The sequence below is a fragment of the Nonomuraea sp. NPDC003560 genome, from assembly GCF_042878785.1.
Classification (GTDB): domain Bacteria; phylum Actinomycetota; class Actinomycetes; order Streptosporangiales; family Streptosporangiaceae; genus Nonomuraea.
In genome coordinates this window covers 677,964-695,162 of sequence record NZ_JBIAOF010000004.1, presented here as the reverse complement: position 1 = coordinate 695,162, position 17,199 = coordinate 677,964, and the positions used below count along the sequence as shown (strand labels likewise).

The 17,199-nt window shown below is 73.6% G+C and carries 19 protein-coding genes; 7 read left to right on the top strand and 12 right to left on the bottom strand.

Annotated elements, in window-relative coordinates:
* Positions 1–10: 10 nt before the first annotated feature.
* Positions 11–853, bottom strand: a complete 843-nt coding sequence (locus ACFYUV_RS19420) for a PHP domain-containing protein (RefSeq protein WP_387670037.1) — start codon at positions 851–853, stop codon at positions 11–13.
* Positions 854–975: 122 nt separating this feature from the next.
* Here ACFYUV_RS19420 and ACFYUV_RS19415 point away from each other — a divergent pair, with 122 nt between their 5' ends.
* Positions 976–1,620, top strand: coding sequence for a TetR/AcrR family transcriptional regulator (locus ACFYUV_RS19415; RefSeq protein ID WP_352329965.1), 645 nt, complete (start codon positions 976–978; stop codon positions 1,618–1,620).
* Here ACFYUV_RS19415 and ACFYUV_RS19410 read toward each other — a convergent pair.
* Genes ACFYUV_RS19410 through paaA form a run of 7 tightly spaced genes read right to left on the bottom strand, consistent with a single transcriptional unit; the run spans position 1,608 to position 7,069 of the window.
* Entirely contained in the window at positions 1,608–2,462 is an 855-nt protein-coding gene (locus ACFYUV_RS19410) for a 3-hydroxyacyl-CoA dehydrogenase family protein (protein ID WP_387670035.1), read from the bottom strand. The two genes, ACFYUV_RS19415 and ACFYUV_RS19410, sit on opposite strands and share 13 nt — an antisense overlap.
* The gene (locus ACFYUV_RS19405; protein ID WP_387670033.1) at positions 2,459–3,199 is read right to left on the bottom strand and encodes an enoyl-CoA hydratase/isomerase family protein; all 741 of its coding nucleotides are present in this window, start codon (positions 3,197–3,199) and stop codon (positions 2,459–2,461) included. Before ACFYUV_RS19405 ends, ACFYUV_RS19410 begins: the two co-directional genes overlap by 4 nt.
* A 57-nt stretch (positions 3,200–3,256) precedes the next feature.
* Positions 3,257–4,342, bottom strand: a complete 1,086-nt coding sequence (gene paaE, locus ACFYUV_RS19400) for a 1,2-phenylacetyl-CoA epoxidase subunit PaaE (RefSeq protein ID WP_387670032.1) — start codon at positions 4,340–4,342, stop codon at positions 3,257–3,259.
* Between the two features lies 1 nt (position 4,343).
* On the bottom strand, positions 4,344–4,886 hold the full coding sequence (gene paaD / locus ACFYUV_RS19395; protein WP_387670030.1) for a 1,2-phenylacetyl-CoA epoxidase subunit PaaD: 543 nt from the start codon (positions 4,884–4,886) through the stop codon (positions 4,344–4,346).
* Positions 4,883–5,800, bottom strand: a complete 918-nt coding sequence (paaC, locus tag ACFYUV_RS19390) for a 1,2-phenylacetyl-CoA epoxidase subunit PaaC (RefSeq protein WP_387670029.1) — start codon at positions 5,798–5,800, stop codon at positions 4,883–4,885. Before paaC ends, paaD begins: the two co-directional genes overlap by 4 nt.
* 13 nt (positions 5,801–5,813) lie before the next feature.
* Positions 5,814–6,107, bottom strand: coding sequence for a 1,2-phenylacetyl-CoA epoxidase subunit PaaB (gene paaB / locus ACFYUV_RS19385; protein ID WP_352324188.1), 294 nt, complete (start codon positions 6,105–6,107; stop codon positions 5,814–5,816).
* A complete protein-coding gene (gene paaA, locus ACFYUV_RS19380; RefSeq protein ID WP_387670028.1) occupies positions 6,104–7,069 on the bottom strand; it encodes a 1,2-phenylacetyl-CoA epoxidase subunit PaaA in 966 nt (321 codons plus the stop codon). Before paaA ends, paaB begins: the two co-directional genes overlap by 4 nt.
* Positions 7,070–7,160: 91 nt before the next feature.
* On the opposite strand from paaA, the gene paaZ reads away from it, so the two are divergent.
* Positions 7,161–9,200, top strand: coding sequence for a phenylacetic acid degradation bifunctional protein PaaZ (paaZ, locus tag ACFYUV_RS19375; RefSeq protein WP_387670027.1), 2,040 nt, complete (start codon positions 7,161–7,163; stop codon positions 9,198–9,200).
* 1 nt (position 9,201) lies between these two features.
* Positions 9,202–9,993, top strand: coding sequence for an enoyl-CoA hydratase/isomerase family protein (locus ACFYUV_RS19370; RefSeq protein WP_387670026.1), 792 nt, complete (start codon positions 9,202–9,204; stop codon positions 9,991–9,993).
* A 60-nt stretch (positions 9,994–10,053) separates the two neighbouring features.
* Here ACFYUV_RS19370 and ACFYUV_RS19365 read toward each other — a convergent pair whose 3' ends face one another.
* Entirely contained in the window at positions 10,054–10,563 is a 510-nt protein-coding gene (locus ACFYUV_RS19365; RefSeq protein ID WP_358005837.1) for an Lrp/AsnC family transcriptional regulator, read from the bottom strand.
* A 126-nt stretch (positions 10,564–10,689) separates the two neighbouring features.
* Between ACFYUV_RS19365 and pdhA the strand changes: the two genes are divergently transcribed.
* From pdhA to ACFYUV_RS19345, 4 genes are all read left to right on the top strand, one after another.
* Complete coding sequence (pdhA, locus tag ACFYUV_RS19360; RefSeq protein ID WP_387670024.1) at positions 10,690–11,790, top strand: pyruvate dehydrogenase (acetyl-transferring) E1 component subunit alpha; 1,101 nt, start codon at positions 10,690–10,692, stop codon at positions 11,788–11,790.
* Between the two features lies 1 nt (position 11,791).
* Positions 11,792–12,811 (top strand): alpha-ketoacid dehydrogenase subunit beta, encoded by a 1,020-nt coding sequence (locus ACFYUV_RS19355; RefSeq protein WP_387670023.1) that lies wholly within the window; start codon positions 11,792–11,794, stop codon positions 12,809–12,811.
* Positions 12,808–14,244 (top strand): dihydrolipoamide acetyltransferase family protein, encoded by a 1,437-nt coding sequence (locus ACFYUV_RS19350; protein WP_387670022.1) that lies wholly within the window; start codon positions 12,808–12,810, stop codon positions 14,242–14,244. The genes ACFYUV_RS19355 and ACFYUV_RS19350 overlap by 4 nt, the downstream gene beginning before the upstream one ends.
* A 231-nt stretch (positions 14,245–14,475) precedes the next feature.
* On the top strand, positions 14,476–14,817 hold the full coding sequence (locus ACFYUV_RS19345) for a MazG-like family protein (RefSeq protein ID WP_387670021.1): 342 nt from the start codon (positions 14,476–14,478) through the stop codon (positions 14,815–14,817).
* A 165-nt stretch (positions 14,818–14,982) separates the two neighbouring features.
* Here ACFYUV_RS19345 and ACFYUV_RS19340 read toward each other — a convergent pair whose 3' ends face one another.
* From ACFYUV_RS19340 to ACFYUV_RS19330, 3 genes are all read right to left on the bottom strand, one after another.
* The gene (locus ACFYUV_RS19340) at positions 14,983–15,303 is read right to left on the bottom strand and encodes a GYD domain-containing protein (protein ID WP_387670020.1); all 321 of its coding nucleotides are present in this window, start codon (positions 15,301–15,303) and stop codon (positions 14,983–14,985) included.
* A 147-nt stretch (positions 15,304–15,450) separates the two neighbouring features.
* Positions 15,451–16,044 carry a hypothetical protein gene (locus ACFYUV_RS19335; RefSeq protein WP_387670018.1) on the bottom strand — a complete coding sequence of 198 codons (594 nt, stop codon included), beginning with the start codon at positions 16,042–16,044 and terminating at the stop codon, positions 15,451–15,453.
* A gap of 165 nt (positions 16,045–16,209) precedes the next feature.
* Complete coding sequence (locus ACFYUV_RS19330; protein ID WP_387670016.1) at positions 16,210–16,737, bottom strand: hypothetical protein; 528 nt, start codon at positions 16,735–16,737, stop codon at positions 16,210–16,212.
* Between the last annotated feature and the right edge of the window lie 462 nt (positions 16,738–17,199).

Sequence of the window (17,199 nt, the reverse complement as noted above, 5' to 3'; positions counted from 1 at the left end):
AGGGCGGCGGTCAGCCCGTACGGCCCCAGAAGTCGTACGGGTCCCGGCCCGGGCGGAAGCCGTGCGCCCGGGCCAGCTCCGCCGCCTCCCGGAACCGGCGCGCGACGACGGACGGCTCGTGGGCGTCGCTGCCGAACGTCACGGCCTGCCCGCCCTCCTCCCGCCACCACCCGAGCAGCGTCGTGTGCAGCGGCAGGACCGTGTTGATCTCCAGCGCCCGGCCCGACCCGGCGGTCACCCGCAGCGCGTGCCGGAACTCCTTCTCGAAGGCGGCCGGGTCGAACGGCCCGGCCGCCTGCGGCCAGTAGCGCACCGGGTAGTCGACGTGGGCCAGCACGGCGAACACGTCGCTGCCCGCGACCAGCTCGGGGATCTCGGCCAGGTAGTCCCGGATCACCTGGGCGGCGGCGCTGCGGGCGTACAGGCCGGGCGGCTCGCAGAACCCGTCGCCGGCGGGCAGGCTGTGCAGGGAGCCGAGCACCCGGTCGAAGCGCCCGGCGGCGAGCACGCGGGCGACCTCCCCGGCGTGCCGGTGCGGCTCGCCCAGCTCCAGGCCGCTCAGGATGCGCAGCTGCGGGAAACGCTCGCGGCACCGCTCGACCGCCTCCAGGTAGCCCGCGGCGTCGAAGGCCGGGGGAGGGAGGTGACCGTCCGGCGTCGTCAGCGCGAGCAGGTGGTCGTGGCCGTCGAGGGCGCCGGGGTCGACCGTCCAGACCGTGTGGTCGACGTGCTCGGTGAAGGCGATGGCGGGCAGGCCGAGCTCCACCGCCCGCGCGCAGGAACGCTCCATGTCGCCCTTCGGGGCGTCCCAGGACCATTCGCTGTGCACATGGCTGTCGGCGGGCAACGTCATGGGGCTCACTCCTCGGAGGGTAGGAGAAGATCTTCACGACTGTACCCCGCGAGCGTTCCGGCGTCCCGGGGGTGCGGCCGCCTCGGGGAAGAGGTCTGATCTGCCGTGAGATGCTGGCTTTCGTGACGACGACCGAGCCCGCCGGGCCCGCCCCGCGCCGCGGGCGCGGCCGACCCGGCTACGACCAGGCCGCGATCCTGCGCGCCGCGGTGGAGCTGTTCAACCGCAGGGGATACGACGCCACCAGCATGGGAGACCTGGCCAAGGAGCTCGGCCTGACCAAGCCGGCCATCTACCACCACGTCACCAGCAAGGAGCAACTGCTCGGCCAGGCCCTCGACGACGCCCTCGACGAGCTCACCGCCGCCGTCACCGCCGCCACCCGCGACGCCGCCGGCCGCACGGCCTACGAACGCCTGCGCGAGGTCGTGCGGCGCAGCGTCGAGGTGCTGGTCGCCCACCAGCCGAGCGTCACGCTCCTGCTCCGGGTGCGCGGCAACAGTCCGGTCGAGCTGGCCGCGCTCGAACGCCGCCGCTGGCTCGACGACCGCCTCGCCGCGCTGGTCGCCGACGCCGTCGCCGAGGGCGCGCTGCGCGACGACGTGCCGCCCGCGCTGGTCAGCCGGCTGCTGTTCGGCATGGTCAACTCGCTGGTGGAGTGGTACCGCCCGGACGGCGCCTACGACCGGGCGATGGTCGCCGACGCCGTCACCGCGATCGCCTTCGACGGCCTGGCCGGGCACGCGCCCGGGGCTCACCAGGTGTAGAACCCCTGGCCCGTCTTGCGGCCGAGATGCCCGGCGGCCACCAGGTCGCGCAGGATCCGCGGCGGCTCGAACCGGGGGCCGAGCTCGCGGGCCAGGTGCTCGGCGATCGCGAGCCGCACGTCCAGGCCCACCACGTCGGTGGTGCGCAGCGGGCCCGTCGGGTGGCGGTAGCCGAGGGTCATGGCCGTGTCGATGTCGGCCGCGCTCGCCACGCCCTCCTCCAGCATCCGCATCGCCTCCAGGGCCAGGCAGACGCCGAGCCGGCTGCTGGCGAAGCCCGGCGAGTCGGCCACCGTGACCGGCGTCCTGCCGAGCGCCCGCGTCCACTCCTGGGCCAGCTCGACCAGCTCGGGGTCGGTCCGCGGGCCGACGACGACCTCGATGAGGTCGCTGACCGGGACGGGGTTGAAGAAGTGCAGCCCGATGAGGCGCTCCGGCGCGGCCAGGCCGGCCGCGAGCCCGCCGATCGACAGGCTGCTGGTGTTCGTGGCCAGGACCGCGGCCGGCGCCTGCCGCTCGACCAGGGCGAACACCTGGGCCTTGAGCGCCGCGTCCTCCGGCACCGCCTCCACCACCAGCTCGCACGGGGCCAGCTCGGCCGGGTCGGCCGTCGTGCGCAGCCGGGCCAGGACGTCCGGGAGCGGGCTGCCCAGCCTGCCCTTCTCCGCGGCCTTGGCCAGGCTGCCGGTCACCCGTTCCAGGGCCTGGGCGGCGGCCCCCGGGTCGCTCTCCACGACGACGACCCGGCTGCCGGCGGCGAGGAAGGCGTGCGCGATGCCCGATCCCATCCGCCCGCCGCCGAAGACGCCGACGATGTGCGGCAGGGGTGATGGGGATGTCATGAGCGCCGCTCCTTCCGCCGGTCGAGGAACGCCGTCATGCGCGCGTGCTTCTCCTCGGTCTCGAACAGGACCGCCTGGGCCAGGTCGTCCACGAACGGGTGCGCGGCGCGCGGGGCGTGGAAGACGGCCTTGGTCAGCCGGGTGGCCAGCGGCGCCCGCGCCGCGATGCGGTCGGCCAGCCGGTGACCGGCGGCGAGCAGGTCCTCCGGCTCCACGACGTCGTTGAGCAGGTGCGCCGCCCGCGCCTCCTCGGCCGTCAGCACCCGGCCGGCGAGCAGGATCTCCTTGGCCAGCGGCTCCCCGACCAGCTCGGCCAGCCGCCAGGCGGCCCCGGCGGCGGCCAGGATGCCGAGGTCGGTCTCCGGGTTGCCGATCCGGGTGCGCGGCGTGCCGATCCGGAAGTCGCAGGCGTAGGCCAGCTCGGCCCCGCCGCCCAGGGCGTAACCGTCCACGAGGGCCACGGTCGGCATCGGCAGCCGGTGGATCCGGTCGAAGATCCTGGAGTTGATGCCACGCAGCGCGTCGCCCCGGTCGCGGTCGCGGAGCTGGGCGATGTCCGCCCCGGCGGCGAAGGTCGTGCCCTCGCCGGTGAGCAGCACGACGCGCGGCTCGTCCTCGACGGCGGCGCACGCCTCGTGCAGCGCGGCGACCAGCTCCCGGTCGATCGCGTTGCGCACCTGCGGCCGGTTGAGCCGCCACACCACCCGGTCGGCGCCCTCCTCGACGATGAGGGTCATGGGCGCTCCGCCTGGGGAGCGCGGGCTTTCGTCACGGAAAACTCCTCTGCGTCGGGGTCAGGCGTCGTAGTCCACGGTGACACGGTCGCCGGCCGGGAACGTCTGGCAGGTGAGCACGAAACCGGCATCCACCTCGGCCGGTTCGAGCGCGTAGTTGCGGCGCATGTCCGCCGCGCCCTCGCGGACCACCGCCCGGCAGGTGCCGCAGACCCCGCCCCGGCAGGCGAACGGCAGGTCCGAGCGGGTCTGCTGGGCGCCGTCGAGCAGGGTGGACTCGCGCGAGACGGTGGCAGTCGTGCGCCTTCCGTCGAGCACCGTCGTCAGCACGGTCGTCGCGCCCGCCGGCACGCCCTCGGGCCGCCTCGGCTGAGGCGGGGGAGCGTCGACGTAGAAGAGCTCGACGTGCACCTTCGCGGCCGGGACGCCCAGCTCGGCGAGCACCTGGCGGGCGTCCTCGACCATGCGCAGCGGCCCGCACAGCCAGACGTGGTCGAACGTCTCGATCGGCACCAGCTCGGTGAACAGCCGCCGCAGCCGGTCGCCGTCCAGCCGGCCGGAGAACAGCTCGACGTCGCGCGGCTCCCGGGAGAGCACGTGCACGAGCTGGAGGCGGGGGCCGTACCGGTTCTTCAGGTCGCCGAGCTCCTCGGCGAACATCACGGTGCGGCTGCTGCGGTTGCCGTACAGCAGCGACACCCGCGCGCCGGGATGGGTGAGCACCGTCGAGGCGACCGACATCATCGGGGTGATGCCCGATCCGGCCGCCACGCACAGGTGCCGCTCGCCCGCGCCGGGGTCGGCCTGCCAGGAGCCGGTGGGGGTCTGCACCTCGATCCGCGTGCCCGGCCGCACCTCGCGGACGAGCCAGGAGGAGAAGAGCCCGTCCGGGATCTCCCGGACGCCGATGCGCGGCGCGTCCCCGGCCGGGGCGCAGATCGAGTACGACCGCCGCTCCTCCCGTCCGTCCACGAAGCGGCGCAGGGTGAGCGACTGGCCCGCGCGGAAGGCGTACGCCTGGCGCAGCTCGCCGGGCACGGCGAAGGTGATCGCGGCGGCGTCCTCGCACAGGTGGTCGACCGCCGCCACGGTCAGCTCGTGGAAGGCGGCGTGCGCCCGGGCCGGCGCGGGCGCGAGCGTGGTCATCTCATATCTCCTTGACATGCTCGAACGGTTCCAGGCAGTCGGCGCAGGCGTAGAGGGCCTTGCAGGCGGTGGCGCCGAACTCGGAGGTCAGCCGGGTGGCCCGGGAGCCGCAGCGCGGGCAGGCCGGTGCGGTCCTGGCCGGGCCGAGCGTCAGCGGCACCGGCCCGGACGTCCGCCGGGCCGGTCCGGGCGCCGACAGTCCGGCGGCCCGCAGGGCGTCCCGGCCGCGCTCGGAGATCCAGTCGCTCGACCACGGCGGGTCGAGCACGACCCGCACCTCGACCCGCGGGAAACCCGCCGCCCGCAGCCCGTGGACGAGGTCGTCGCGCATGGTCGCCATGGCCGGGCAGCCGGTGTACGTCGGGGTGATCGAGGCGACCACGACCTCGCCGTCCGGGCCCGGCCGCAGCTCGACGCCGCGCAGCACGCCGAGGTCGGCCAGGGTGAGCATCGGCATCTCCGGGTCCCGCACCCGCTCCGCGACCCGGGCGGCGCGCTCGCGGGCGTCCCCGGGCGCGGGGCCGGCGTGCTCGGCGGCGGTCACCAGCGGCCTGCCGGGTGGGCGCGGGCGACCGACTGCATGTCGGCGAGCAGGCCGGCCAGCGCCGGGGTGTGAACGCCGTCCCGGCCGCCGCCTCGGTTGCCGTCCGGCTCGTCGTCGTCGGACGGAAGGGGCACGCCGCTCACGGTGAACACCTGGCCGAGCACGGCGTCCACGTCGGCGCGCAGCGCGGCGGCCTCCACGGCGACGCCCGAACGGGCGAGCGCGAGCTCGACGGGGTGCGCGGTGACCAGCTCGGCCAGCAGCGGCCACAGCTCGCCGAGCGCGGCGTCGAGCCGGCGGCGCGACTCCTCGGTGCCCTGGGCCAGGGTGAGGAACCAGCGGCCCGCCCAGTCCCGGTGGTAGGCGACCTCCTTGACGCCCTTGGCGGCGACGGCGGCCAGCACCGTGTCCGCGCTCGCCGACAGCCGCTCCAGCAGCGCCAGCCGGGCCGTCGAGAACAGCAGCAGGCGCACGACGACGTGCGCGAAGTCGCCGTTCTCGACCTCGGCCAGCCACACGTTCCTGAACTGCCCGGCGTCGCGGAAGAACGCCAGCGCGTCCTCCGGCGGCACCGGCGAGCCCTCGGGCAGCGCGGGCACCACGCCGGGGTCGGCCGCGGCCGCCCGCGCCAGCAGCAGGCGCGCCTGCCCGAGCAGGTCGAGCGCCACGTTGGCGAGCGCGATGTCCTCCTCCAGGTCGGGCGCGCGGCTGCACCACTCCGTGAGCCGCTGCGAAATGACCAGCGCGTCGTCGCCGAGCATGAGGCAGTACGCGGCCAGCTCGGCGGAGCCGACCCCGTCGGGCACGGTCGTGTCCACGCCCGCCAGCGGGTCCTCGAAGTCCGTGCCGAACGCCCACTGCGCGGAGTCCCCGCCGGTCAGGCCGTCGAAGATGCTCTCGTGGTCATCGCTCACGCTGGACCCCCTCTCACATGTGCGGGACGTCGCCCGGGATGTCGTAGAACGTCGGGTGCCGGTAGACCTTGTCGCCGCTCGGCGCGAACAGCGGGTCCTTCTCGTCCGGGCTGGAGGCGGTGATGGCGTCGGAGCGCACGACCCAGATGCTCACGCCCTCGTTGCGCCGGGTGTAGACGTCGCGGGCGTGCCGCAGGGCCATCGCGTCGTCGGGGGCGTGCAGCGACCCGACGTGCACGTGGTTGAGCCCGCGCTTGACCCGGACGAACACCTCGTACAGCGGCCATTCCCGGCGGTCGGCGCTCATCGGGCGCCCGCCCCGGCCGCCGTGCGGCTCGCGAACGCCGACGCGGCCTCGCGCACCCAGGCGCCGTCCTCGTGGGCGGCGCGGCGGTGGCGCATCCGCTGGGCGTTGCACGGCCCGTCGCCGCGGATGACCGCGGCCAGCTCCGACCAGTCCGGCTGCCCGAAGTCGTGGTGCCCGCGCTCCTCGTTCCAGCGCAGGTCGGGGTCGGGCAGCGTGACGCCGAGCGCCTTGGCCTGCGGGACCGTCATGTCGACGAACTTCTGGCGCAGCTCGTCGTTGGAGTTGCGCTTGATGCCCCAGGCCATCGAGCGCTCGCTGTTGGGGGAGCGGTCGTCGGGCGGGCCGAACATCATGAGGGAGGGCCACCAGAACCGGTTGACCGAGTCCTGGACCATCTCCCGCTGGGCCTCGGTGCCGCGCATCATCGTCATCAGCAGCTCGTAGCCCTGCCGCTGGTGGAAGGACTCCTCCTTGCAGATGCGGATCATCGCGCGCCCGTACGGGCCGTAGGAGGTGCGGCACAGCGGCACCTGGTTGCAGATGGCGGCGCCGTCCACGAGCCAGCCGATCGTGCCGACGTCGGCGTAGGACAGCGTCGGGTAGTTGAAGATCGAGGAGTATTTCTGCTTCCCGGCCAGAAGGAGTTCGGTCAGCTCGGCGCGGGAGACGCCCAACGTCTCGCACGCGGAGTACAAATAGAGGCCGTGCCCGGCTTCGTCCTGCACCTTGGCCAGCAGGATCGCCTTGCGGCGCAGCGACGGCGCGCGCCCGATCCACTCGCCCTCCGGCTGCATGCCGATGATCTCGGAGTGCGCGTGCTGGGCGATCTGGCGGACGAGCGTCCTGCGGTACGCCTCCGGCATCCAGTCGCGGGGCTCGATCCGGTCGTGACCCGCGATGGTCGCGTCGAAGGCGGACTGCAGCCGCTCCTCCAGGTCCGGCTCCGCCGGCGTGGTGGTCATCGTCCCTCCGAGACATCGGTCTTATTTACTTATCGCTCGGTCAGTAATACGGTTGCATGAGTCGGGGCTTCCGCGCAAGAGAGGAGACAGCGTGAGCGCGCTGCTGGAGAGCTACGCCGCCGGACGATGGTTCCGCGCGTCGGACGACGGGGAACCCTTGCTCGACGCCGCGACGGGCGAGGAGGTCGCGCGGATCTCCAGCCGGGGGCTGGACGTCGCGGCCATGGTCAGGCACGCCAGGGACACCGGCGGCCCGGCGCTGCGGGCCCTGACCTTCCACGAGCGGGCCGCCCTGCTCAAGGCGCTGGCCAAGCACCTGCTCGAAGGCAAGGACGCGCTGTACGCCCTGTCCACGCGCACCGGCGCCACCTCCCGCGACACCATGGTCGACGTCGACGGCGGCATCGGCACCCTGTTCAGCTACGCCAGCAAGGGCGTGCGCGAGCTGCCCAACGACACCGTCTTCCTCGACGGCAGCCTGGAACGCCTGGGCAAGGGCGGCACCTTCGCCGGCCAGCACCTCTACACCTCGCGGCCGGGCGTCGCCGTGCAGATCAACGCCTTCAACTTCCCCGTCTGGGGCATGCTGGAGAAGCTGGCCCCGGCCTTCCTCGCCGGGCTGCCCTCGATCGTCAAGCCCGCCGCCCAGACCGCCTACCTCACCGAGCTGGCCGTCCGGCAGATCATCGAGTCCGGCATCCTGCCGGAGGGGACGCTCCAACTCCTGGCCGGCAGCCCCGCCGGGCTGCTCGACGAGCTGACCGTCCAGGACTCCGTCGCCTTCACCGGCTCGGCCCACACCGCCGGCATCCTGCGCCGCCACCCGAACGTGCTCGACGGCGGCGTCGTGCTCGGCGTCGAGGCCGACTCGCTCAACTGCTCGATCCTCGGCCCCGACGTGCGCCCGGACGATCCGGAGTTCGACCTGTTCGTCAAGGGCGTCGTCACCGAGATGACGGTCAAGGCGGGCCAGAAGTGCACGGCCATCCGCCGCGTGCTCGTGCCGGCGAACCTGGCGGACCAGGTGACCGAGGCGCTGGCCGCGCGCCTGTCCTCGATCACCGTCGGCGACCCGCGCAACCCCGGCGTGCGCATGGGCCCGCTGGCCAGCCTGGGCCAGCGCGAGGAGGTGCGCAAGGCGGTCGAGGCGCTGCGGGCCGGCGCGGAGGTCGTCCACGGCGACCCGCGCGGCGCGTCCCTGCTGGAGGGCGACCCCGAGCGCGGCGCGTTCATGACCCCGCTGCTGCTGCGCGCCCGCCCCGGCGCCGCCGAGCCGCACGACGTGGAGCCGTTCGGGCCGGTCGCGACCGTGCTCGCCTACGACGGCGTCGAGGAGGCGGTCGCCCTGGCCGCGCGTGGCAAGGGCAGCCTGGTCGCCTCCGTCGCCACCCACGACCCGCAGGTGGCCCGGTCCGTCGTGCTCGGGCTCGCGCCCTGGCACGGCCGGGTCCTGGTCCTCGACCGCGACGACGCCAAGGAGTCCACCGGGCACGGCTCGCCGCTGCCGGTCCTCGTCCACGGCGGCCCCGGGCGGGCCGGCGGCGGCGAGGAGCTGGGCGGCGTGCGCGGCGTCCTGCACCACATGCAGCGCACCGCCGTCCAGGGCTCGCCGGACCAGCTCACCGCGATCACCGGCCGCTGGACGACCGGCTCGGCCCGCGCCGACTCCGGCGTCCACCCCTTCCGCAAGTCGCTGGCCGAGCTGCGGGTGGGCGACACCATCGCCTCCGCGCCGCGCACGGTCTCGCTCGCCGACATCGAGCACTTCGCCGAGTTCACCGGCGACACCTTCTACGCCCACACCGACCCCGAGGCCGCCGCCCGCAACCCGCTGTTCGGCGGCATCGTCGCGCACGGCTACCTGGTGGTGTCCCTGGCCGCCGGGCTGTTCGTGGACCCGGCGCCCGGCCCGGTGCTGGCCAACTTCGGCGTCGACGGGCTGCGCTTCCTCACCCCGGTCAAGGCCGGCGACGCCATCGCCGTCGCGCTGACCGTCAAGCAGATCACGCCGCGCAGCGGCGCCGACTACGGCGAGGTGCGCTGGGACGCCACCGTGACCAACCAGGACGGCGTCCCGGTCGCCACGTACGACGTGCTGACCCTGGTGGCCAAGACCTGGCCGGAGGGCTGACGTGGACGACACCCCGGTCCTGCTCGAACGCGACGGCGCCGTGGCCGTCGTGACGCTCAACCGTCCCGACCACCGCAACGCGCTGAACGACGGGCTCAAGCAGGCCCTACGCCGGGCGCTGGAGGAGGTCGCCGCCGACGACTCGGTCAGGGCCGTGCTGCTGACCGGCGCGGGCCGCGCGTTCTGCGTCGGCCAGGACCTCGCCGAGCACGCCGAGGCCCTGCGCGCCGATCCCGGCCACGCCTTCGACACCGTCGAGGCGGACTACGCGCCGGTCGTCCGGCTCCTGGCCACGATGCCCAAGCCGGTCGTCGCCGCTGTCAACGGCGCCTGCGTGGGCGCCGGGCTGGCCTTCGCGCTCGCCTGCGACCTGCGCGTCCTGGCCGAGGACGCCAAGCTGGCCACGGCGTTCACGGGGATCGGGCTCACCTGCGACTCCGGCCTGTCGGCGACGCTGACGCGGGCGGTCGGCGAGTCCAGGGCCAAGGAGCTGGTGCTGCTCGGCGAGCCGTTCGGGGCCGCGCAGGCGGTCGCGTGGGGCGTGTCGGGGCGGGTGGTGCCCGGGGCCGAGGTGTGCGTGGCGGGACGCGAGCTGGCCGCCCGGCTGGCGGCCGGGCCGACCGCGGCCTACGCCGAGTCCAAGCGGCTCATCGCGCAGGGGTGGGAGCAGGGCCTCGGCGCGGTGCTCGCCGAGGAGGCCCGCGCGCAGGCCCGCCTCGGACTGACCGCCGACCACGCGGGCGCGGTGGAGGCGTTCCTCGCCAAGCGCAGGCCGACCTTCGGAGGGCGCTGAACGAGGGCGCTGAACGAGGGCGCTGAACGAGGGCGCTGAACGAGGGCTCGGAGTGGGGGCTCAGCTGTCGTGGGCCCCCCATTCCGCGCCCCGGCCGCGGGCCTCCTCGAACACCAGCCAGGTCCGGGTGGCCCGCACCCCCGGGATGTCCTGGATGCGTTCCAGCACGACGTGCCGCAGCGCGGCGTTGTCCGGCGTCCTGACCAGCACCAGGACGTCGTAGTCGCCGCCGACCATGGCGAAGTGCTCCACGTACGGCGTCTCGCGCAGCCGTGCCGTGACCTGGCGCCAGGAGTTCTGCTCGATCGTCACCGACACGTACGCGCTGGTGCCCAGGCCCGCCCGGTGCGGCGCCAGCTCGGCGGTGAAGCCGGTGATCACGCCGTCGTCCATCAGCCGGGTGAGCCGGGCGTAGACGTTGGCGCGCGAGACGTGCACGCGTTCGGCCAGGGTGCGCATCGACATCCGGCCGTCGCGCAGCAACTCGGCGATGATCGCCCGGTCCACTCCGTCCAGGTTTGCGGCCGAACGTCCCGGCCAGCCGCCCTCGACGCCCTCGTTGGCTGACAATTGGCCCTCCATTAGTCCCATATAAAGCCGTTTGTCGCTCATCATGCCTGATGTCTTGAACGGATGGCTCCAGGAGCGGACGCTTTCCCTCACAAACGTCCAGAGAAAGTGAGCGTCGCCATGTCCGTGAGGAGGAGTCCCCAGACGGTCGACGGCCTGCTGCCCTCACCAGAGCCGGTGCGCTTCGTCGCCGAGGACGGCACCGCCGTCGAGCCGCCCGCCGGGTACGCGGAGCCCGCCGGGGAGCACCTGGTGGAGGCGTACCGGCGGATGGTCCTGGGCCGCCGCTTCGACCGCCAGGCGACCGCGCTGACCAAGCAGGGCCGGCTGGCCGTCTACCCCTCCAGCCGCGGCCAGGAGGCCTGCCAGATCGCCGGCGTGCTCGCGCTGCGCGAGGACGACTGGCTGTTCCCCACCTACCGCGACTCGGTCGCGCTCGTCTCCCGCGGCCTCGACCCGGTCGAGGTGCTCACGCTGCTGCGCGGCGGCTGGCACTGCGGTTACGACCCCGCCGCCACGCGCGTCGCCCCCCAGTGCACGCCGCTGGCCACCCAGACGATCCACGCGGTCGGCATGGCCGAGGCCATGCGCCGCAAGGGCGAGGACGGCGTCGTCATGGCCTTCATCGGCGACGGCGGCACCAGCGAGGGCGACTTCCACGAGGCGCTCAACTACGCCGCGGTGCTGCGCGCCCCCGTCGTGTTCTTCGTCCAGAACAACAAGTACGCCATCTCCGTCCCGCTGGCCAAGCAGAGCGCGGCCCCGGCGCTGGCCTACAAGGGCATCGGCTACGGCATCCCCTCCGAGCAGGTGGACGGCAACGACCTCGTCGCCGTGCTGTCGGTGCTGACCGCCGCCGTGACGCACGCCAGGACCGGCGGCGGCCCGTTCCTCGTCGAGGCGCACACCTACCGCATGGACCCCCACACCAACGCCGACGACCCCACCCGCTACCGCGAGAGCCAGGAGGTCGAGCAGTGGGAGTCGGCCGACCCGCTGGCCCGGCTGGAGACCTACCTGCGCGGGCGCGGCCTGCTCGGCGCCGAGGACGTCGCCGGCGCGCACCAGGCCGCCGAGGAGTACGCCGCCCGCCTGCGCGAGGCGATGAACGCCGATCCCGAGGCCGACCCCTTCGAGCTGTTCGACCACGTCTTCGCCGAGCCGACGCCCCAGCTGCACGAGCAGCGGGCCCTGCTGGCGTCCGAGCTGACCGCGCGGGAGGACTGACATGACCGCGAAGATGACCATGGCCCAGGCGTTGAACGCCGCCCTGCGCGACGCCCTGCGCGAGGACGAGCGCGTCCTCGTCTTCGGCGAGGACGTCGGGCCGCTCGGCGGCGTCTTCCGCGTCACCGACGGGCTCACCAAGGAGTTCGGCGAGGAGCGCTGCTTCGACACGCCGCTGGCCGAGGCGGGGATCGTGGGCCTGGCCGTGGGCCTGGCCATGGGCGGCTTCCGCCCGGTGATCGAGATGCAGTTCGACGCCTTCGCCTACCCGGCCTTCGAGCAGATCGCCTCGCACGTGGCCAAGCTGCGCAACCGCACCCGCGGGCGGCTGTCGCTGCCGATCGTGATCCGGATCCCGTACGCGGGCGGCATCGGCGGCGTCGAGCACCACTGCGACTCCAGCGAGGCGTACTACGCCCACACGCCGGGGCTCAAGGTCGTGACGCCCGCGACGGCCGACGACGCCTACTGGCTGCTGCGCGACGCCGTCGCCGACCCCGACCCGGTGATCTTCATGGAGCCCAAGCGGCTGTACTGGTCCAAGGAGGAGACCTCCCTCGAAGACCGCCGCGCCGCCGGGTTCGGCCGGGCCGCCGTCCGCCGCGAGGGCCGCGACGCGACGCTCGTCGCCTACGGGCCCAGCGTGCCCGTGGCGCTCCAGGCCGCCGAGGCCGCCGCCCGGGACGGGCTCTCGCTGGAGGTGGTCGACCTGCGGACGATCGTCCCGTTCGACGACGAGACCGTGGTGGCCTCCGTGCGCAGGACGGGGCGCTGCGTGGTGATCCAGGAGGCCCAGGGGTTCGCCGGGGTGGGGGCGGAGATCGCCGCCCGCGTGCAGGAGCGGTGCTTCCACTCGCTGGCCGCGCCGGTGCTGCGCGTCACCGGGTTCGACATCCCGTACCCGCCGCCCATACTCGAACACTCGCACCTCCCGGACGTCGACCGCGTCCTCGACGCCGTGGACCGGCTCCAGTTCGACGACCAGCCCGACCTGCTGCACCTCACCCGGGAGGCGTCATGACGGCGACCGCCGCGCGGCAGGTGTTCCGGCTGCCGGACCTCGGCGAGGGCCTGACCGAGGCCGAGGTCGTCGAGTGGAAGGTGGCCGTGGGGGACACGGTGGAGATCGACCAGATCGTGGTGGAGGTGGAGACCGCGAAGGCGGCGGTGGAGGTGCCCGTGCCGTACGCGGGGACCGTCCTGCGGCTGCACGCCGAGGCGGGCGCGGTCGTGGCGGTGGGGGAGCCGCTCATCGAGGTCGGGGACGCGCAGGAGGACCCGGCGGCGGCGCGGTACCGGGAGGAGGAACGCGCGGGCTCGGGCAACGTCCTGATCGGCTACGGCACCACCGGCACCCCCCACAAGAGCCGCCGCCGCCCCCGCCGCACCAACCCGGCTCCCTCCACCCCGGCCCCCGCACCCGCTTCGGGATCAGGCCCCGCACCGGCGCCCGCACCTGCTTCGGGATCGGGTCCCGCACCGGTACCCGCGCTGGAGGCGGTTGCTTCTCCGTCCCCGGGCGGGTCGGAGCGTGCGCCTCGGGTGATCTCGCCGCTGGTGCGCCGGATGGCGCGCGAGCACGGCGTGGACCTCGCCGCCGTCCTTCCCACTGGACCGCACGGCGTCATCCTCCGCCGGGACGTCGAACACGCCATCGCCAACCCGGGCGCCGACGCGGGCGCCGACTCCGGCGCAACCCCTGAGGCCCCGTCCGCCGACCAGGCGGCGTCTCCGGCGGTCCCCGCGTCTCGGGTGGCCCTGGTGGCGGAGCGCATCCCTCTGCGCGGCCTGCGCCGTACGGTCGCCGACAAGCTGACCCGCAGCCGCACCGAGATCCCCGACGCCACCACCTGGGTGGACGTGGACGCCACCGACCTGCTCGCCATCCGCGACACCCTCCGGCGGACCAGCCCGGACTTGGGCATCGGCCTGCTGGCACTCCTGGCCCGAGCCTGCGTGGCCGGCCTGCTCCGCTTCCCCGAGCTGAACTCCTCGGTCGACACCGACCGGGCCGAGATCGTCCGCCACGGCCACATCAACCTGGGCTTCGCCGCCCAGACCGAACGTGGCCTCGTCGTGCCGGTGGTCCGCGACGCGCATCTCATGACCACCGCCGGCCTGGCCGCCGAGCTGACCCGCCTGACGGCACTGGCCCGCTCGGGCAGCCTGCCCCCGTCCGCGCTGACGGGAGGCACGTTCACCCTCAACAACTACGGCGTCTTCGGCGTGGACGGCTCCACCCCCATCATCAACCACCCGGAGGCGGCGCTCCTGGGGGTGGGCCGCGTGATCGACCGCCCCTGGGTGCACGACGGCGCGGTGGTGCCCCGCAAGATCACCCAGCTGTCCTTCACCTTCGACCACCGCGTCTGCGACGGCGGCGCGGCGGGCGGCTTCCTGCGCTTCGTCGCCGACTGCGTGGAGAACCCCGCCGTGCTGCTCGCCCACGTCTAGCAGCACGCTCCCCAGGCGGGCGTACGTCACCCGGTGGGCCCAAGGGCGGCGACCCTCGGGCCCACCGGACACCGAGCCCTCTCACGCTCACGACGGTGAAGAAGCTCGACTCACGCCACCGATCATTGCGCTGGGCGCTCTGAGCGCACCACTCTGAGTCCATCGAACGCTGCCGTCCGTGAGGCGGACGCCCGGCCTCGACGCCAGACGCCGGCATGGAGGAGGAGCCCGATGCCTGATCCCACCTCGACAGACCCGTGGTCCACGATCGGCGAGCTGGTGGCGTGGCTGGACCGCAACAACGGCCGGGACCCTCATGAACTCACGCTGCGCGTCATGAAGATCGGCGAGGAGTTCGGCGAGGCGGTCGAGGCCCGTATCGGGGAACTCGGCCAGAACCCGCGCAAACCCGCCTCCCACACCCGCCAGGACCTCGCCGACGAGTTGTGCGACGTGATCGTGACGGCAATGGTGGCCCTCACCTCCGTCGTCGACGACCCGCGGGCTGTGTTCGAGGCGAAGCTGCGGAAGATCGCCGACCGCGTCTCAGTGCTGGAGGTTGAGCGCACCTGACCTTCCCCGGCGAGCCGTACAAGCCGCCGCTCTGGCGCTCGCCGCGCGGTTCGCACCTGCGTAGTGCCTCACCGCCGTGTCCGACGGCTGCCTTCGCCGACATCCCGCCAGCCTAGGCATGGGCCAGCCCAGGCATGGGCCTGCGCCTGCATCCGCGCCTGGTTGTCACGCGCCAGGAGCCCGGTAAGCCACATCCATCCGGGTGGCTTCGTCGATCTCCTCCGCCGTCAGCAGGGCGACCGTTGTCGTCCGCACCGCCCCGGACGCCGACACGGCCATCCCCAACGCCGCCGACGCCGCGTTGCTCGGCAGGTCGACGACCACGAACGTGTCCGTCTCGCCGAACGCGAAGTACATCTGCTCGACCCGTCCGCCCAGGCTTTCCACCAGGCGATCCACCGCTTGCCGGCGTCCGGTGCCACCGTCCCGCAGCACGCCGCGGAGACCCTCTGTGGTGTACGTGGACTGGATCAGATATTTGGGCATGGTCGAGTTCCTCTTCTCGTGCCGCCGCCCCGGTGCGAGGTGGCGGTCGCGGGTCACGAGGTCGGAATTCTCGGCTCCGGATGAAGGTAATCCCACCGGTAGTGCTGGGTTCGCCCTGCGGCCCTCGACACCGGCCGACGCCGCCGTCTAGGCCGAGACCGTCAGCACCACGACCACCACCCCGAGCGTCAGGTCGAGCGCGGCGCAGAACTCGGCCATCGACCGGACCACCACCTTGTTCCTGCGCCAGAGGACCACGTCCAGAACGGCATGCCCGACCAGCGCCGCGGCGACCAGGCAGCCTCCGACCGCAGGCGACAGGGACAGCGCGGCCACCGACACCGCCCCGAAGACCAGCATCGCGGGAACCTGCGCCGCGACGAGCGTCGGCCTCCTCACCAGCCCGCCCGCCAGGCCGACGATCGCGACGCACACCGCACCCCCGACCAGCCCCGGCCACGGCGCCAGCCCGAGCAGCCGCAGCACCGCCACCGCCACCACGGACGCCCCGAACAACGGCCAGGCCACCTCCGGCCTGCCGGTCACCGCCGTGGCGAGGTAGACGAGCGCGGCGAGGAACACCACAAGGGCCGCGTCCCGCCCGTCCTCCAGCCCGAGGACATTGAAGACCATGAAAGCCACGCCCAGCACCGTGGGCCAGCGACGTGCGACGGCCATGAGCACCCGGCCGGTGGGGGAGCGCTCCTGCGAGCCGCCTTGCGCGGACGACATCTCAACCATGACCCGACTCTCCCGCGCCGCCTCCGCCCACCTTGAGGTCGAACACCCCGAACGTCCAGAATCCTGCGATCCCGGTCCGCCCACCCCACGTTCACCCCGCCGACCGCGTGGGTGAAGCAGACGGCCCTGAGGTGACGGACGCCTGTGAGGGGAGGCGGTCCGCCGTCAGGCGGGCCCGACCGACCGCAGCCATACCGCCGCCGAGTACGGGCCGGTGAAGCGGAGCACGCGCAGGGGAGCGAAACGCGGATCACGGGTGCGCCGCCGGATCTCCGCCTGTCGCGCCGCGTGCTGCGACCAGGCCCACCACGCCGGATGATCACTCTGGAACCATCCGGCGACCGTCTCCCGATTGCCGTTGAAGACGGGTTCGCGCAGAACCGTCCTGCGCAGCGAGCGCCGCAGGACCCGCGGCATGACGACCCGGCGCGGATAGTCCAGCCAGACGATGCTGTCGGCGCGTTCCCACAGCAGGTCGCGCACCTCCGGGTAGCCGAAGGAGTCGAAGATCCACGCCGGGGTCCCGGCGATCTCGGCGACCCGCTCCGGGAACGCCTCGTCCACGGCCCAACCCGGTCCGGCGAAGTACAGGCCGTCCATCTCGTGACAGGGCACGCCAATCCGGTTGCTCAGTGCGCGCGCGAGCGTCGACTTGCCCGCCCCGCTGATGCCCGCCACCAGAATCCGCCGCATCCCGGCAGGCTAGCGCAGCCGTACCCGCCGAGCCCGCCGTGCTGCCAGGCCATTCGAACGCGCACGACGCCTTCCCGCGCCCCTGCCGAGCGACGACCCGCCCCTCACCGAGCGTCCTGACCGGACAGACTCCTCGACGGTTAGGTGACGAGACAGCCTGCACGAGCAGTAACCCGGGCTCCGGATCCTGCTTGACATTGGCAGGACCACGGGCCGTGCATGGCACCGGCTGGACCACGGGTCGTGCGTGGCACCGGCTGGACCACGGGTCGTGCGTGGCACCGGCTGGACCACGGGTCGTGCATGGCACCGGCTGGACCACGGGTCGTGCATGGCACCGGCTGGACCATGGGCCGTGCGTGGCACCGGCTGGACCACAGAGCGGGTGCGTGGCCCCGGCCAGACCACGGTCTGACAACCCGTGGTAGGACTTCCCCGCTCCAAGATCAGACCCTGGTCCGA

What these genes read in the sequence shown, in the direction of transcription:
- ACFYUV_RS19420 (WP_387670037.1), bottom strand. Translation starts at nt 853, where the DNA reads ATGACGTTGCCCGCCGACAGCCATGTGCACAGCGAATGGTCCTGGGAC.
- ACFYUV_RS19410 (WP_387670035.1), bottom strand. Translation starts at nt 2,462, where the DNA reads ATGACATCCCCATCACCCCTGCCGCACATCGTCGGCGTCTTCGGCGGC.
- ACFYUV_RS19405 (WP_387670033.1), bottom strand. Translation starts at nt 3,199, where the DNA reads ATGACCCTCATCGTCGAGGAGGGCGCCGACCGGGTGGTGTGGCGGCTC.
- paaE (WP_387670032.1), bottom strand. Translation starts at nt 4,342, where the DNA reads ATGACCACGCTCGCGCCCGCGCCGGCCCGGGCGCACGCCGCCTTCCAC.
- paaB (WP_352324188.1), bottom strand. Translation starts at nt 6,107, where the DNA reads ATGAGCGCCGACCGCCGGGAATGGCCGCTGTACGAGGTGTTCGTCCGG.
- paaA (WP_387670028.1), bottom strand. Translation starts at nt 7,069, where the DNA reads ATGACCACCACGCCGGCGGAGCCGGACCTGGAGGAGCGGCTGCAGTCC.
- ACFYUV_RS19355 (WP_387670023.1), top strand. Translation starts at nt 11,792, where the DNA reads ATGACCGCGAAGATGACCATGGCCCAGGCGTTGAACGCCGCCCTGCGC.
- ACFYUV_RS19350 (WP_387670022.1), top strand. Translation starts at nt 12,808, where the DNA reads ATGACGGCGACCGCCGCGCGGCAGGTGTTCCGGCTGCCGGACCTCGGC.
- ACFYUV_RS19345 (WP_387670021.1), top strand. Translation starts at nt 14,476, where the DNA reads ATGCCTGATCCCACCTCGACAGACCCGTGGTCCACGATCGGCGAGCTG.
- ACFYUV_RS19340 (WP_387670020.1), bottom strand. Translation starts at nt 15,303, where the DNA reads ATGCCCAAATATCTGATCCAGTCCACGTACACCACAGAGGGTCTCCGC.
- ACFYUV_RS19335 (WP_387670018.1), bottom strand. Translation starts at nt 16,044, where the DNA reads ATGGTTGAGATGTCGTCCGCGCAAGGCGGCTCGCAGGAGCGCTCCCCC.
- ACFYUV_RS19330 (WP_387670016.1), bottom strand. Translation starts at nt 16,737, where the DNA reads ATGCGGCGGATTCTGGTGGCGGGCATCAGCGGGGCGGGCAAGTCGACG.